Raw genomic sequence first — 16,024 nt, 5'->3', positions numbered from 1 at the left:
CGATGAAGGTCCTTCATTTCTTCAAGACTTACCTGCCCGACACGATGGGAGGCATTGAACAAGTCATCTTTCAACTTGCCGAAGGCGGGCGGCGGGTAGGTGTTGAAGCGCAGGTGCTTTCGCTGAGCTCAGGTCCCGTGCAATTTGATGGTCGGGTGGGAGGGCACGTAGTGCATCGCGCCCGGCAGGATTTGCATCTCGCATCTACGGGCTTTTCGCTGAGTGCCTTCGGGATGTTCAAGCGACTGTCCCGAGAGGTTGATCTTGTGCATTACCACTTTCCGTGGCCCTTCATGGATGTTGTGCATTTTGTTAGTGGTGTACAAGTTCCTTCGGTCTTGACTTATCATTCCGATATCGTCAAGCAAAAAATGCTAGTAAAAATGTATTCACCGTTGATGAATTCGTTTTTGAGAAGTGTTGATGCAATTGTTGCAACTTCGCCCAATTATCTCGCCAGCAGCCCTGTACTTCAGCGTTTTGAAAACAAAGTAAGTGTCATTCCACTCGGTATCGATCCAGAAACCTATCCTGCACCGCAAGACGCCAGACTTGATCGATGGCGTGCTGTTACCGGGCAGCGTTTTTTTCTGTTCGTTGGTGCGTTGCGGTACTACAAGGGCCTGGACTTTCTCTTGGACGCTGCGAAGCAGACCGGTTTACCGGTAGTGATCGTGGGCGGCGGCCCGCTTGAGCAAGCGCTCAAGCACAAAGCCCGATCCCTGGGGCTTGCCAATGTCCTATTTTTGGGCGGGCTGCCGGATGAAGACAAGTCGGCATTGCTGCAACTTTGTTCTGCAGTGGTCTTCCCGTCGCACCTGCGCTCCGAAGCCTTTGGCGTCACGCTGCTGGAAGGGGCCATGTACGGTAAGCCGATGATTTCTTGCGAAATCGGTACCGGTACAACCTACATCAATATCCACGGTGAGACAGGTCTGGTGGTTGAGCCTTGCAATGCGTCTGCACTGGCTGCCGCGATGCAGCAACTATGGGGTGACCCATTGTTTGCCGCACAATTGGGCGGTCGTGCTGCTATAAGGTTCGAAAAATGTTTCAGAGCCGATACAATGGTGGGTAGTTATAAATCATTGTACGACGAAGTTTTGGCGAAATGATTTCCGCTGTCTGAGCGTATTGAAGCCCGTTTTTCGTTAATTCACCCTTAGTCGATAGTTAGAATTCTGCGTCTGTTCGACATTGGCGGGAGAGTACGCTACGTTAGCTCTACAGTGCTGAGCCTTTCACACATTCGCTAGGCTTCTACTCAGGAAAAACTGGACCAAGAAAATGTTTAATGACCCGTCGTCGGACTCGATTTACGCGCTGGTTGCCACTACTGGCTATTTGCTTTTAGTGGACCTGATAAAGAAAACCGTTACGCCAATTGAAAATGCGCGCCCTGAGTACTATGGGATTTCGTGGCAGCCTCAATCGGATCATCTGATTCTGTCACATTCTGGTGTGGACAACGCCGCGATGCTGGGTATCGCCGATTACGCCACCTCGGAAAAAGGATTCATCTCTAGCGGCGAACTCAGTAGCAGCAATATCCTGTCTGCTCCACACCAGATTCTGTGCGCCAGCGACAGGCGAATCGTGTGCACTAATACCGGGCGAAATGCGGTCACCGTGCTGCAGATCGAGAAGCCGGGTCATTATCAGGAACAGCAGATTTCGTCAGCTCGATGGGATCGGCTTTCAACCGAGCAGATCACAGGAGACCATCTCAACTCGGTGTTTGAGCGTGATGGCCGCATCTATGTACTCGCCCATGGGCACCACAAAGGTGCGACGCTTGCGGTGATGGATTACCCGAGTTTGGAGATTCTGGAACTGCAGACGATCGGTAACCGAACCGGCCTGCACAACATCTGGGTTACTGATGAAGGGCAGAAAATTTCGTGCCACAGCAATATCGGCTCGCTGATCGATTTGACCTCCGATGATGTGATCTGGTCTGCCGGCAATCCAATTTACACCCGCGGTCTGGCGGCGACGACCGATTACCTTGTGGTTGGCGAAAGCCAGATGACCGGGCGGGATTTACGCCGCAGCTCCATGAGCGGCCTCTGGATCGTTGACCGCCATACCTACCAGACGCTGGACTACATGTGCCTGGGCCCTTACGGGGCGGTCAACGAAGTACGATTGCTCAATGTCGCCGACCTTGCTCACCACGGTCATGTTTTCCAAGGTATGAGCCAGTTGCTCGAGCGAAGCCTGTTCGCTAGGCAGCGCGAATCGAGTCTGCACGCGTCGAAGCTCGCAGCTTTCGAGGTCAAGGCCTGGACCGATTACGAAAGCGTGCTCGGCGTGCCTGCGCGATCCGAAGGCGGTGTCAGAACGGCTGATCCTCAAGGTCTCTGCATAATCACCCGCAAAAGTGCGGACGCCTCGTCTGTGGATTTCCACTACACTCTTGACACCACGAACGAAGCATCACATGTGTCAGTGGTGCTCTATCAGGGTAATGGCAGTGATACTGAGATGCACGCGCTACTCCTCCAGCCTCAGGATCAAGATCATGCATCGCTGGGTATGTGGAGCAACGATGGTGTCCAGTGGAGCGCTGATCTTGAGGTGCGAGTTCCCGACCTTCCACTCCGGGGGCATATTCAGGCCATCAGAGAGCACGATACCTTGAAAATCGTCTTGAACGGACGCTTATTGTTGACTCTAACGGCCGAGCAGTTGCCGATGATGGCGGGCTCGATGGGCATTCGCTGGATTGGCGCCTCGATCTCTCCAGCAACAAACTGACCCGCGCCCTGTAAAACAAGGACCATAAGTGTGGACTTGAACGAAAACATTGTACCGGCAAAAGGCACAGTAACCGCCTCTGATCGAGAGATGCGTCTGGGGCAAAGGCCTTTGGTTGTCTGGTTTACCGGGCTCAGTGGCGCTGGAAAATCCACACTGGCCTACGCGCTGGAAAGTGCGCTGTTCAAAGCCAATAAGCTTGCCTACACACTCGATGGCGATAATGTGAGGCATGGTCTGTGTCGTGATCTTGCTTTCTCTGCACGTGATCGCGCCGAGAACATTCGTAGAGTTGCGGAGGTGGCACGATTGATGTGCGAGGCCGGGATGATTACCATCGTGGCCTGCATCTCACCGCTGAAGCGCGATCGCGAGGCTGCGCGCGAAGTGATCGGAGCTCACAAATTTGTTGAAATCTACCTCAGCACCCCGTTGGTAGCCTGCGAAAAGCAGGACCCCAAGGGCTTGTATCGCAAAGCCAGGGCAGGGTTGATCAAGGATTTTACTGGTATCAGCGCTCAGTATGAGGCTCCTGAGGCCCCAGCGTTGAACTTGGATGCCAGTGAGAGCTCGGTCAACGAGTGCCTGGAACAGATTCTGAAGCTGCTTGCGGGCCGCCAGAGTGATTGAGTACGTGCAGGGAGGGAATGGCGCCTCGGTATTGAGACGCTGTTTTAAACGTGGCAGATCTGGGGAATCACTGTATATAAACGTCCTGGATCAGCGGCGTGGGCGGCGCAAGCGGCCAAGATAGCTGCGCGCAGACCACCAGAGCGAGGCGAGTTTCTGCAGGAAAGTAGGTCGTGCGACTATCGTAACTCGGCGTTTCTTGACGGGCAGTGGCTCGTCGTAATGAGACGGGTACTTCGAGTCATGTAACCCATAGCTGAAGTCCATGTCGTTCATTTTTTACTCCTGAAATACGGCGAAATAAACTAAAACCAGATTGTAACGGCAGTTTGCCATGCTGGCTACAGGCTATGCTGTTGAAAATACAGACATCTCATTAAACAAAGATGAACCTTGAGGCGAGGGGCAGCGTCAGTCCTTATCGATATGAGGCCGAACTGTCGCGTAAAAATTGGCTGGATTCACTCGATTGGGTTGTGCGCTGGCAAGGCAGCGAATAAGAGAAACCGACGATTTACGCCTGGAATGTGAGAGCCCGCGCTGGGCGGGCTCTTGATGAAGGAAATGCAGAGGCGCGCTAGACCTTTTCTCGAATGACTTTTCCAATATGGCAGGGGCTAAAATTTTGGAAAATGTCTTGGAGCCGCTGTCCGTAAGGTGCGCGATGTTAAACTGAGCAGGCGCGCCGTCGTCTGCCACCAGCGAGCAGGCCGCTGTCGGACATAAGAGCTTCATGGTAGGGATGTAAGTGATATCCTCACGACCAAGAAACCGGCCTGACAGCACTGTTTCCGAATTGTCCACAAATTGTTGCTCCAGATCCGCTGCAGAATACATATCTCCGCCCGACTTGATATGCTCAGCGAGAATGATTGGCACACTCCTCTTATAGAGAGGGGACTCCCCGAGAATAACCAGTTTGCTACCCATTTTTTTGAGTTTTTGGATGGTTAATTCAAATAGGTTCATGGTCTCACTACTCGCTCCCCAATTAGCTCCAAGAATTAATAGGTCAGGCTTGTAGTTAAGTATCTCCGGCAATGCTTGCGCGTTAATCTCCGTGCAGTTCGGATTGGCGCGGACCACTATGTTTTCTATAGGCGGGCACGCCGATGCAGAAATCAGACGAAGAGAGTAGCCATGCTTTTCGAAAAGAGGTTTCAGTCCGAGGTAATACTGAGCAGCATGACTGTCACCCCAAATCATGGCTTTTTTGAGATTGTTTTTTGGTAAGCAGGGTGTGAAGTCAATCCCTTCATGAATATGTCTGGCCTCAAAAAAAACATTCGCCAGTACGAAATGCAGGCTTTGGATCGTATTGAAGATAAGACATGGCTTTAGCCACGCGCTCGTCAGGGCTTTCGGTAAAGCCATTTTTGTATATAGTTAATCCCGAAATGGCCATGATGCAGCACAGTGATGCTAATGAGTTTCCGTAGATGCGCAACGGAGAGCTCGATCGTTTCGTGGCGCGAAATGGAGTCTCAACGAGTCTGTAGCAAATGGCCGCCAAGATGAAGGTGGCCACCAACACCGATACGTTAAAATGAAACGCAGTGGCGTTTGGAAACAGGCGTTTGCCGAAAACAATAACTGGCCAGTTTAACAAATATAGTGAATACGAAAGCTTTCCAATGTATCGAGCAGGCTCGTTCTCGAGGAGCCTTATAGACAATGCGCTTTTGCCCGACCCAACGAGCAGCAGAATGGCGGTGGCGAGGCATGGGAGCAAGGCGTTGAAACCGGGAAAGCTCATGTCTGAGGTGTAGCAGCATATACAAAAAAATAGTACTAAGAAAGCCAGTCCTAAGAGCACATTATTGATAATGGGGGTCTGAGGGTACGCTCGTTGCGGAAATGCTATTGCACATCCGATCAATAGCTCGAAGGCCCGGAATGGTAATAAGTAAAACGCCGAAGACGGACTATGGTTAAGTGCCCACTCTGAGAGCACAATTAACACATCTAACAATGCGATTAGGGTTCCGACAAAGACCCTTTTATTTGCTTTGGCAAGTAGTATGGCCAATAATGGGAAAAATATATAGAACTGTTCTTCTACTCCTAAGGACCAAAGGTGTAGTAGAGGAATCTCGGCCGCGGTAGCTGCGAAGTAGTTTGATGTCAGAAAGTAGTAAATGTTCGCGGAAAATAGAGAGGCTGCAAAAGCCGACTTTGCGACACCTGCGAGCTCCTGTGAGTACATAAAAAACGAGGAGAGTATCGCAGTAAAGAGAATCGTAGCCATGAAGGCTGGTTCCGCTTTGCTCTTCTTACGTAAAAAACTGATATGGAGAATGTGCCGCTGTTCAGTCCTTGGTAGATTATTTTCGATATCAGGTACCCTGATATCACAAAGAAAACATCGACACCAACAAAACCACCTTGGAAACTCTGAATATTTAAGTGGTAAAAAATCACACTCAGCACTGCGATAGCTCTTAATCCATCGATGTGCGGCATATATTTTATGTGCTGCTTGTCCATCACTACTCTTTACCTGAAAACAGCGCGGTGCTGGTGACATAGGTGGCAGCGAGGTGCTGCCGGTTCGCTTTTTAGAAAAACTTTTGCATGCATTGCAGCTTAGCTGTACGCCGGCGCTAGAAATGCCACCGGCGGACGATCAGTTTGTGTTATCTATACTAAATCGGGTCAGCCTGCCGGAGAGGCCATATTGGTTTTTGTCGGTCTTGCTGTAAATTGAAAGGGTGTTAACTCCTGACCGCAATGCGCCTACAGGTACTGCGCCAGAAAACTCGCCTGGGGCTGTCCATGTAATAGGGACATTTTCGCCATTTATTGACATGGTCAATCCTTCTCGTACATGGCTATTGATAAAGTCTGTAAATTCACCCGACAGCCTATAGATTCGATCGTTAGGTGTGAACTTAAAATTTAGTGTTGCAATGTCACTTGTAATCCATGCAACCGCATCGTGGTGAAAGTTGTTGACGGTCCATTCCGCTGGTCGCCAACCAGTGCCTGCGATAGGAAGCTCCATGCTCCACCAATCGCCGAAGTTCCAGTGATAGCTGCTTTTCGCTTGATGGTCCGCCAATCCTGTCATCCAGTAGGAGGGAGTGCTATTTTTCAGCACGTTCCGATAAACCTTCGCTAGACGGCTTGTATTGTGTGGAGAAGACAGTTGAATCAGCGTTCGGTTTTGTGGCAAGTCTGCTTCATTATCGGGATCAACAACGATAGCAATTGCGGTCAATTTGCTTATGTGCAGATCGGGAAGCTCCTCTCGCAGGGGTACGTAGGGGCCAGTGACGGCTTCTGGGTAATGAAATACCCATTCTTCCGACGTTTCTTCACAGTTCCCTTTTCGTGCGAGATTATCCGGTTGCTGCCATTCCTTGCTTGGCATGCGACAAATTTGAATTCCAGCAAAGTCGTGCCCGTACACGTAAGTTAGTGCGGCTCGCAAGTTTGATGCCAAAAACATCCATGTGTCATTCAGTTCGTTGGTTTTGTCCAAGATGACAAGTTGTTTGCTGCTCGGTTGCTCGACCAGCTTCGAAATAATGCTTGAAAGAATTTGTTTTTCACGGTTTCCTAAATTTGCGTAGTGTTGGAATTGAAAAATTTGGGTGCAAAGGCCCACAAATAGAAGTGCTACCGCTGCTGATCTGCTGAGTGTTTTTGAATGGCGATATATGAGAATCAGGGCCGATGACGTGATTAGAACACCACCCAAACTCGCAAACAGGAATGTTCTTTGGCTGATGCTTTGATGGGAAAGTGAAAGCAGGAATGGAGCGTACCCCAACAATGTCAGCAATGCCCCGACCACCATCGTCCGCAAGGCGACGGCATGATCTGACACAGTAGTATCATTTTTACGAGGCTTAGTTGCTTTGGCGATGAAGGTGGCTGCCACCACAAGACTGATTGTGACGAGTGCTGCATACCAGTAATTGGAGAATTCACTGTAAGTAATGCTCACTGCATCGAACCAGCCACCTAGAACTGTTCTCAATAGGCCGATTGAGAATAAGTGCGGAAAGGAATGCGTCAATGTGGCCAGGGTATCTTGGCCTGAAATATTGCTTTGATAGCTTTTGACATGGGGTGCGGTATAAATCACATAAGTGACATAAACGCACACGCCTACGGCCCATAGGATATGCTTCAATATTTGAGTGCGAGCTTCACGATACGTATTTTTTAATCCTGTCGAAGCATAAAGCACCAGTACCGGTAGCGGAGAAAGTAAAATGGATGCTTCATACATACTGCAGGCAGCCAAGAGAAATGCTGATGCAACAATTGCATACCCCCACCCCTTGCTTGCCTCGCTTAGCGCTTTGAGTTGCAATACCGTCGCGAGCAGCAGCAGGCTAAGAGCCCAGTTGATGTGTATCGACCGGAATGACAACTGCATTGTATCTGCAGGGTAGACAATAATCAGTATCGCCGCGAAAATTGACCATTTCTGAGAATTGAATATTTTTTTTGTCAGCAGGCTGACGCATGCCCCTTTCAGAATTAGCGAGAGGGCAGAGAGCAAATTCCAGTAAAGGAATGACTCACTGTTTAAATAGTACGCTATGGCTTGAGGTAGTATGGTCAACGGCCGTAGTGCATGTGCGGGTAGTGGGCTCGATGCATCGGTGATGAAAAATAACCCATGGTTCACGAACATTCCCAGGATATTCCATTCTTCGATGTTTCCTACAAGGGAGAAACCGAAAGGCAACCATAATGCTAAGACGAGTAGAATAGACGGTAATAGGTGTAGCGCAACTTCATTCAGGGAGATGGGTATTTCGAAAGTAGAGCTTGGTCGTTGAGTTGGAAGGATCTTAGTTGTCATGGGAACGGCTGTCCGTGGGCGTTTCGGGTAAATGGCTTCTGCTTAAGACTAATTTACTCAACAGGTAAGTTACCGGAATGAGCAAGACGATTACTGCAAGAGGCGCTATTCGCTCGTCTAAATGCACTCTTGCGACCAGTACGTTAAGCGACCAAGCAGCCACAATGTATTGTGCAAGATATACAAGTGGATAAAGTAAGAAACTTTTCCACGATTGGGTAATCTTGAAAACTATCGCTGAATTGAAAAGATAAGAAAACACTATCCCGCACGCGTAGGCGATCGCATAGGCAACCTGATAGCTGACGATCAGGTTCAGCATCAGGTATATGACATAGGTGAGGGCAGTGTTCAGACCGCCTCCGACGAGAAAATAGGCCCAGCGTTTCAGCGAGGCCTTGAAGGTTGTTTTGTCCATTTCAGCCAGGTGTCGACGTCAGATTTGTGAAGTCGGTATAGTTACGAATGTAGTCGCCTGCGTCGTAATAGTCGGATGTGAACACCAGCAGAACGGCATCTTCGGAATATTTGTACTGAATGCCCCACGTCATGGGCGGCAGGTAGATGCCCTTGTTTGGCGCATCGAGCATGACTTCAGCGCGGTTCTTCCCGTCGTCCACCACCACCGCGCAGCTCCCTTTGACGCAAATCAGGAACTGATGGCACTTGTGATGGGCGTGTTCGCCACGCGTCTTCTGGCTTGGAACGTTAAAGACAAGGAAATAACGCTTGGGCGTAAATGGGATTTCCTTCTCGAATTCGCCGACCGAAAGGTCACCGCGCATGTCGGGGACGAGTTTGAAGTTGTGCAGCGTAACGTCGCCTACTCCAACCCTGAAAATCGACTCCTTGTGCGGACCGGTGAGTGCTGGCTCCGAAGTCTCCAAATCACTGGAGCCCGCATTTTCCACGTAGCCTGTGATCCTGGCCGGGGAGCCAGCGACGATTGCGTAAGGCGGCACTGATTTAGTGACGACTGCACCAGCCCCCACCATCGCACCAGTACCGATGGTGATGCCAGGAAGGATCACCGCGCCGCCACCGATCGAAGCACCATCTTGAATGATCGTTTGCAAAAAGGTTTCGGGGAAAACTTTAGAGCGCGGAAACTTGTCATTGGTGAACGTCACATTCGGACCAACGAAAACATCATTACCGATTCGCAGGCCATCCCAGACATACACACCGGATTTGATGGTACTGCGATCTCCGATGACGACATCGTTTTCGATCAGGCAATGGGAGCAAACATTTACATCAGACCCGATAGTCGCCTCAGGAAGAATTACCACGTACTGCCAGACGCGTGTATTTTCCCCGATCTTGTCGCTTTGTACGTCGGCGGATGGATGAATGAAGTTCTTGGTCATGGTTGTTTCCTCTCCCTGTTATCGAGCTGCATGCTGACGACCGCTAACGGGCGCTGCTTGGTGTTTTCGTAGGCTCGCCAGGCATAGTCGCCAACAAGGCCCAGGCCCAGAAGGTTGAGAGTGCCCAGCAGGAGGACGACGATCATGGTGGCCGCGTAACCTGGTACGGCGATGGCGCCGCTGATTTTTGCAATGACAACCATCAAGCCAATAGCGAGTGATACCAGTGAGCCAATGGTGCCCATCCTGATGAGAAGTCGGATCGGGTAGTCGGTGAATGCAAATACACTGTCCATCATGTACTCGACTTTCTTCTTGAACGTCCAGGCCGACTTGCCCTCCTGACGGACCTGGCGATCGTAGCTGACGAATTTGCGGCGAAATCCTAGCCAGAAAATCAACGCAATCAGCGACGAGCGTGACTCTTCCAGCTTCAGTAGTTGGTCGCGAAAGATGAGATTACAACCGAATATGTCTACGCCCCCTGGCGGCATATCGTGTACCACGAGTTTACGATACAACCCCCAGAAAACCGAAGATGCCATGCGACTCGCGAAGGGGTCTTGGCGAGCATTGCGAGTGCCGATGGCCACATCGCATTCGCCAGCCGACAGCGCCTCGAAAAAGCTGATAAGCAACTCCGGTGGTTCTTGCAAGTCTGCCGCCATTACGCCGAAATACTGCCCCGTAGCAGCCATCAATCCAGTTCTTATCGCCGGGAAAGAGCCGAAGTTCCGGGCGTGAGCCAACAGCTGGGCAGTGAACGGCAAGTTCGGCAGTTCGGCCTGAAGCATGGAAAATGACGCGTCCGGGCTACCATCGACCACGAACACGGCTTCCATTTCGTTGTTCAGCCGCTGGTTGATCTCGGTCAGGGCAATGATCAGTCGTGGAATGGACTGAGCATTCTTGTAGACCGGGATGATGACAGAATACTTCATGCCTCCCACCCGTTCACCGCAGCGATGACATTGCGGACTTCGCCGTCTGTCATTTCTGGGTAGCACGGCAACGTCAAAATTTCTGCGGCAAGGCGTTCGGTATTGGGCAGAGTGATTGAAGCGTACTGATCTCCAAAGACCGGCTGCTGGTGATCAGGTACCGGGTAATGCACGTCGGAAGCTATTTGTTGACTGCGCAGGTGCTGCTGCAATGCATCGCGCCTTGCGCAACGGATGACATACAAGTGGCCGACACTGGCGTCACCGCTTGCTTCAGGATGCAGAATATCTGTCTGCTTTATTTCGCTGCGGTAGCGATCATTGATCTCGCGGCGTCTGGTGTTACAGGCGTCCAGATGCGGCAGAAACTCAGCCAGTATAGCGGCCTGCATTTCGTCAAGGCGGCTGTTTCTTGCACCTGCGAGCTCAACGCGGTATTTGGATGACCAGCCGTACTGCCGCAGTTGCGCTACCAGTTGAGCGGTATGCGCATCATTGGTGACCACTGCACCGCCGTCACCCAGCGCGCCCAGGTTTTTGGTCGGATAGAAGCTGAAACTCGCAACGTTGCCAAACGTACCGACGCGTTTACCGTGTTTCAGTGCGCCATGGGCTTGGGCGCAATCCTCAAGCAAGGGCACTGCCTGCGCAGCACAATACTCAGCAATTTCGCGAATCTCTGGAACGGCCAATCCGTAAAGATGTGTGACGACGACGAACTTAGCGCCTTGCGCAACGGCTTTCTTGACATCCGCCAGCGTCACGACTTGAGTTTCTAGGCCTACGTCCATAAAGATTGGTTCGCCGCCGAGCGCCAGAACTGACGTTGTGGTGTACATGCCAGCGTTGGCCGCGGTAGCCACCTTGTCGCCTTTCTGGACGCCCAAGCCCTTGAGTGCCAACTCGATCGCATCAGTACCGTTGGCAACACTCACGCAGTGGGCAGCGCCCAGATACTTGGCAAAACCTGCTTCAAAACCTTTTACTTCCGGCCCCAGCACCACCCATCCACTGGTGATGACACGCTGCACGGCTGCATCGATTTGTGTCCGATATGCATCGATTTTGGCGGCGAGGTTGTTGATCTGTTGCATTGATGATTCTCCCTTGCAGTTTAAGCGTCCGGGTCACTCGGTTTTTTTTCCAGGAAAAAGCGCGACGCCTCTCGCCTCCGTGCACACTCATCAGCTGAGCATCAGTAACCGGTCTTCATAGATGGAGGGGGATTCTAACGTCAGCGCTGATTTACACCAACTGAATTGGCTGTCGGCGATTGAACACCAAAGTGCATTTCAAAATGTGGACTGTGTGCGACCCACCAAGACGTTGCGTGATGTGCCTATGAGGATGGGCTCTCTTGGCTCTGCATCTACCAATTATGTTAAGGTCCGGCCCGTTCTCAACAGGTGGTGCCATAATGGCAGTGAGTATTCTGGTTACGGGGGCGTCCGGGTTTCTTGGGCGTGCGTTGGTCGCTGAACTTTCGACTGTTACGAACATGAATCTCGTAGCTGCGACGAGGGCCGACAAGCACCTGTTTCCTGACGTAACTCAAAGACCATCGCTGGATCTTTGCCCTGATTCAGACCACTGCGAACTATTGCGTAATATCGACGTGGTCATCCACACCGCCGCCCGCGTGCACGTGATGAACGACACCGCCGCCGATCCGCTCGCCCTGTTCCGCGAAGTCAACACTGCCGGCACGCTAAATCTGGCTCGACAGGCCGCCGCTGCCGGTGTGCGTCGGTTTATCTTCATCAGTTCAATCAAGGTCAACGGTGAATCCACGGCTCGCGGGCAGTGTTTTCACCCCGATGATCTGCCAAATCCCCTTGACCATTACGGTGCATCCAAGCATGAGGCGGAGCAGGGCTTGCTCGCGCTCGCCCGCGATAGCGCCATGGACGTGGTAATCATCCGGCCGGTGCTGGTGTACGGGCCGGGCGTCAAGGCCAATTTCCTGCAACTGATGCGCGTGTTGAACAAAGGCATTCCGCTGCCCTTGGGAGCGATCGACAATCGCCGCAGCCTGGTATCACTGGACAACCTGGTCGACTTCATCAAGGTGTGCATCGAGCATCCGGCAGCGGCCAACCAGGTTTTTCTGGTCAGCGATGGCGACGATCTGTCCACCACCGGGCTTGCGCGCAAGCTGGTGACTCATCTGCACGCACCAAATCGCTTGATTCCTGTGCCGCAGCCTCTACTGTATCTCGGCGCCGCGCTGTTGGGGCGCACTGCCGCCGCGCAACGGGTTCTGGGGTCGCTCTGCGTGGATATCGGCAAGAACCGCGACCGGCTGCAATGGACGCCTCCTGTCTCAGTAGATGATGGCTTGCGCAAGACGGTCGAACATTTTCTAGCAACGGAACAGAAATGAATCATTGGTTGTTGGCGGTGGCTGTGGCGGGGGGATCATTCGCTATGACGTACTGGCTGCGGCGCTATGCGTTGCACAAGAGTTTGCTGGACATCCCCAATGGCAGGAGTTCGCACACTGTACCTACGCCCCGGGGCGGCGGCGTGGCGATTGTCGTCAGTTATCTTGGGGCGCTGGTTGCGTTGTACGGCTCGGGCGAGCTGGGGTTTTCGATTTTCATGGCCCTGTTCGGCGCCGGTCTGCTCATCGCGGCACTGGGTTTTCTCGACGATCACGGCCATGTTGCCGCACGCTGGCGCCTGGCCGGCCACTTTCTGGCTTCCGCCTGGGGCCTGTTCTGGATGGGTGGGCTGCCCGTCATCACATTGTTCACCGTCCCGGTGAATCTGGGATTGATCGGTGATGTTCTGGCAGCGGTCTACCTGGTCTGGTTGCTCAACCTCTACAACTTCATGGATGGCATCGACGGGATCGCCAGTGTGGAGGCCGTGTGTGTCTGCCTCGGGGTAGCGGTGATCTATGCCGTGAGCGATCAGCTGTCGCACATCTGGCTACCGATCCTGCTTGCGGCGGCGGTCAGCGGTTTCCTGATCTGGAATTTTCCCCCGGCGCGGATCTTCATGGGCGACGCTGGCAGCGGTTTTCTTGGCATGATTCTGGGCATCCTGTCCATTCAAGCGGCGACTATTTCCTCGCAGTTACTCTGGTCATGGCTTATTCTCCTCGGTGTTTTCATCGTTGACGCTACATTTACCCTCATTCGTCGGCTCATTCGAGGCGACAAGGTCTATGAGGCTCACAGAAGTCATGCCTACCAGTTCGCCTCGCGGCGGTTCGGCAGGCACCTTCCCGTGACGTCTGCAGTCGGTGTAATCAATCTTTGCTGGCTTTTGCCCATCGCTGTGTGGGTGGGATGTCTTGGTCTGGATGGGCTGACTGGCGTGATTATCGCCTATGCACCGCTGATCGCCCTGGCCATTCGGTTTCGAGCTGGCGAGCTGGAAAAAAACTGACAGGGCGCGTGGCCGCCCTGATTGCCCATTCGATTTTTATCCGGCGAAAGGAATCAACAACCGACATATCGGTCGATTGGTAGGAGTTTGAACTCGTGTTCGAGGGAATCATGGACAAATTGCGCGTTTCATTGCTGGCGTTGCCCCGTCGCAAGAAGCGGATCATCCAGGTGGCCACAGACGTCTGTCTGGTCTGGTTTGCACTGTGGATGGCCTTTGTCGTTCGTCTTGGCATCGATGATCTGATCAACCCCCTTGAAATTCACACCTGGCTCTTCGTCAGCGCGCCTGTCGTGGCCATCCCCTTGTTCATCCGGTTTGGCATGTACCGGGCGGTCATGCGCTATTTTGGCAACGATGCACTGGTCGCCATTATCAAGGCGGTCAGCCTGTCCGCGTTGATTCTGGGCGTGGTCGTCTATCTCTACAGCAACCACCAGCATGTCGTGCCACGCTCGGTGATGTTCAACTACTGGTGGTTGAGCCTGGTGATGATCGGCGGCCTGCGGCTCGCCATGCGTCAGTATTTCCTCGGCGACTGGTTTTCTGCCGCACAGCATGTGCCGTTCACCAGTCGCGATGACGGCCTCCCAAAAGTGGCGATCTACGGCGCAGGTGCGGCAGGCAACCAATTGGTTGCGGCGTTGCGAATGGGCCGCTCGATGCGCCCGGTTGCCTTCATCGACGATGACGATTCCATTTCCAACCGGGTGATTTCCGGCCTGCAGGTCTACAAGCCCAAACATATTCAGCAGATGATCGATGGCACGGGAGCGCAGGAAATCCTGTTGGCCATTCCGTCTTCTGCCAGGGCCCGGCGGCGAGAGATTCTGGGCCTTCTGGAAGGCTTCCCTTTACACGTACGCAGCGTGCCCAACTTTTCCGATCTGGCCGCGGGGCGTGTCAAGGTCGACGACTTGCAGGAAGTGGACATCGCCGATTTGCTCGGCCGCGACGCTGTTCCTGCCCAGGACGAGTTGCTGGAGCACTGCATCAGAAACCAGTGTGTTTTGGTGACCGGTGCAGGCGGCTCGATCGGCTCGGAATTGTGTCGGCAGATCGTCTTGCTCAAGCCCACGACGCTGCTCTTGCTGGATCACAGTGAATTCAATCTCTACACCATTCTTTCGGAGCTGGAACGCCGGGTCGGGCGCGAATCGCTCAAAGTCAAGGTCCTGCCGATCCTGGGTTCGGTACGCAACCAAGCCAAGCTGCTGGACGTGATGAAAACCTGGCATGTTGACACCGTCTACCACGCCGCTGCCTACAAACACGTGCCGATGGTCGAGCACAACATCGCCGAAGGCGTGATCAATAACGTGGTCGGCACCGTCAATGCAGCCCAGGCTGCGCTTCAGGCGGGTGTCGCCAACTTCGTGCTGATCTCCACCGACAAGGCCGTGCGCCCTACCAACATCATGGGCAGCACCAAGCGCCTGGCCGAGCTCACGCTGCAGGCCCTGAGCCGGGAAACCGCGCCGGTGATGTTTGGCGATCGCTCCAACGTGCATCACGTCAACAAGACGCGCTTCATCATGGTCAGGTTCGGCAACGTCCTGGGTTCATCCGGCTCGGTGATTCCGCTGTTCCACCAGCAGATCAAATCTGGCGGACCGCTGACGGTCACTCACCCCAAGATCACCCGCTATTTCATGACCATCCCGGAGGCCGCGCAGCTGGTCATTCAGGCCGGCTCCATGGGGCAGGGCGGTGATGTCTTCGTGCTGGACATGGGCGAACCGGTGCGGATCATCGAACTGGCGGAAAAGATGATTCATCTGTCAGGGTTGAGCATCTGCTCGGACAAGAACCCTCAGGGCGATATTTCCATCGAGTTCACAGGCCTGCGTCCCGGTGAAAAGCTCTACGAGGAGTTGCTGATCGGCGACAACGTTGCCGCCACCAGCCACCCGATGATCATGAGCGCCCAGGAAGATCACCTGCCGTGGGAGACCTTCAAGCAGAGCCTGTCGAGGTTGCTCAAGGCACTGGATGAGGACGACTACGCCCGAGTGCGGCAGATCTTGGGGGATACGGTGGCGGGGTATGCGCCGGAGGGGGATATTGTGGACTGGATTCATCTTCAGCGGCGTCACGAGCCCTGA

14 protein-coding genes are annotated in these 16,024 nt (G+C 53.1%); 6 read left to right on the top strand and 8 right to left on the bottom strand.

Translation table 11 applies throughout. From position 1 onward, the window contains the following. Window positions 1-2: 2 nt before the first annotated feature. From ACIPO9_RS02775 to cysC, 3 genes are all read left to right on the top strand, one after another. Window positions 3-1,115, top strand: a complete 1,113-nt coding sequence (locus tag ACIPO9_RS02775) for a glycosyltransferase family 4 protein (RefSeq protein ID WP_400778747.1) — start codon at window positions 3-5, stop codon at window positions 1,113-1,115. A gap of 172 nt (window positions 1,116-1,287) precedes the next feature. Beyond that, window positions 1,288-2,760, top strand: a complete 1,473-nt coding sequence (locus ACIPO9_RS02770; RefSeq protein WP_400778746.1) for a hypothetical protein — start codon at window positions 1,288-1,290, stop codon at window positions 2,758-2,760. Between the two features lie 90 nt (window positions 2,761-2,850). After that, window positions 2,851-3,390 carry an adenylyl-sulfate kinase gene (gene cysC, locus ACIPO9_RS02765; protein ID WP_400778790.1) on the top strand — a complete coding sequence of 180 codons (540 nt, stop codon included), beginning with the start codon at window positions 2,851-2,853 and terminating at the stop codon, window positions 3,388-3,390. A gap of 411 nt (window positions 3,391-3,801) precedes the next feature. On the opposite strand, the gene ACIPO9_RS02760 is transcribed toward cysC, so the two are convergent. The 8 genes from ACIPO9_RS02760 to ACIPO9_RS02725 form a co-directional block, all read right to left on the bottom strand. Next, window positions 3,802-4,764: an SGNH hydrolase domain-containing protein gene (locus ACIPO9_RS02760; protein ID WP_400778744.1), complete on the bottom strand. Its 963-nt coding sequence runs from the start codon at window positions 4,762-4,764 to the stop codon at window positions 3,802-3,804. Then, the gene (locus tag ACIPO9_RS02755) at window positions 4,664-5,596 is read right to left on the bottom strand and encodes an acyltransferase family protein (RefSeq protein ID WP_400778788.1); all 933 of its coding nucleotides are present in this window, start codon (window positions 5,594-5,596) and stop codon (window positions 4,664-4,666) included. The genes ACIPO9_RS02760 and ACIPO9_RS02755 overlap by 101 nt, the downstream gene beginning before the upstream one ends. Further along, complete coding sequence (locus tag ACIPO9_RS02750; RefSeq protein ID WP_400778786.1) at window positions 5,515-5,853, bottom strand: acyltransferase family protein; 339 nt, start codon at window positions 5,851-5,853, stop codon at window positions 5,515-5,517. Before ACIPO9_RS02750 ends, ACIPO9_RS02755 begins: the two co-directional genes overlap by 82 nt. 163 nt (window positions 5,854-6,016) lie before the next feature. After that, window positions 6,017-8,212, bottom strand: coding sequence for a hypothetical protein (locus ACIPO9_RS02745; protein WP_400778742.1), 2,196 nt, complete (start codon window positions 8,210-8,212; stop codon window positions 6,017-6,019). Next, window positions 8,202-8,630: a GtrA family protein gene (locus ACIPO9_RS02740; RefSeq protein WP_400778740.1), complete on the bottom strand. Its 429-nt coding sequence runs from the start codon at window positions 8,628-8,630 to the stop codon at window positions 8,202-8,204. Before ACIPO9_RS02740 ends, ACIPO9_RS02745 begins: the two co-directional genes overlap by 11 nt. 1 nt (window position 8,631) lies before the next feature. Next, window positions 8,632-9,582, bottom strand: coding sequence for a WxcM-like domain-containing protein (locus tag ACIPO9_RS02735; RefSeq protein WP_400778738.1), 951 nt, complete (start codon window positions 9,580-9,582; stop codon window positions 8,632-8,634). Next, on the bottom strand, window positions 9,579-10,523 hold the full coding sequence (locus ACIPO9_RS02730; RefSeq protein ID WP_400778737.1) for a glycosyltransferase family 2 protein: 945 nt from the start codon (window positions 10,521-10,523) through the stop codon (window positions 9,579-9,581). Before ACIPO9_RS02730 ends, ACIPO9_RS02735 begins: the two co-directional genes overlap by 4 nt. Beyond that, a complete protein-coding gene (locus ACIPO9_RS02725; protein WP_400778735.1) occupies window positions 10,520-11,617 on the bottom strand; it encodes a DegT/DnrJ/EryC1/StrS family aminotransferase in 1,098 nt (365 codons plus the stop codon). Before ACIPO9_RS02725 ends, ACIPO9_RS02730 begins: the two co-directional genes overlap by 4 nt. 323 nt (window positions 11,618-11,940) lie before the next feature. On the opposite strand from ACIPO9_RS02725, the gene ACIPO9_RS02720 reads away from it, so the two are divergent. From ACIPO9_RS02720 to ACIPO9_RS02710, 3 genes are all read left to right on the top strand, one after another. Then, a complete protein-coding gene (locus ACIPO9_RS02720; RefSeq protein WP_400778733.1) occupies window positions 11,941-12,906 on the top strand; it encodes an NAD-dependent epimerase/dehydratase family protein in 966 nt (321 codons plus the stop codon). Beyond that, window positions 12,903-13,919 carry a glycosyltransferase family 4 protein gene (locus tag ACIPO9_RS02715; RefSeq protein ID WP_400778731.1) on the top strand — a complete coding sequence of 339 codons (1,017 nt, stop codon included), beginning with the start codon at window positions 12,903-12,905 and terminating at the stop codon, window positions 13,917-13,919. The genes ACIPO9_RS02720 and ACIPO9_RS02715 overlap by 4 nt, the downstream gene beginning before the upstream one ends. A 110-nt stretch (window positions 13,920-14,029) precedes the next feature. After that, window positions 14,030-16,024 (top strand): polysaccharide biosynthesis protein, encoded by a 1,995-nt coding sequence (locus ACIPO9_RS02710; RefSeq protein WP_400778729.1) that lies wholly within the window; start codon window positions 14,030-14,032, stop codon window positions 16,022-16,024.

Source organism: Pseudomonas sp. NPDC090203, from assembly GCF_044746765.1.
GTDB lineage: Bacteria > Pseudomonadota > Gammaproteobacteria > Pseudomonadales > Pseudomonadaceae > Aquipseudomonas > Aquipseudomonas putida_AD.
This window is presented reverse-complemented; position numbering and strand designations above follow the sequence as displayed.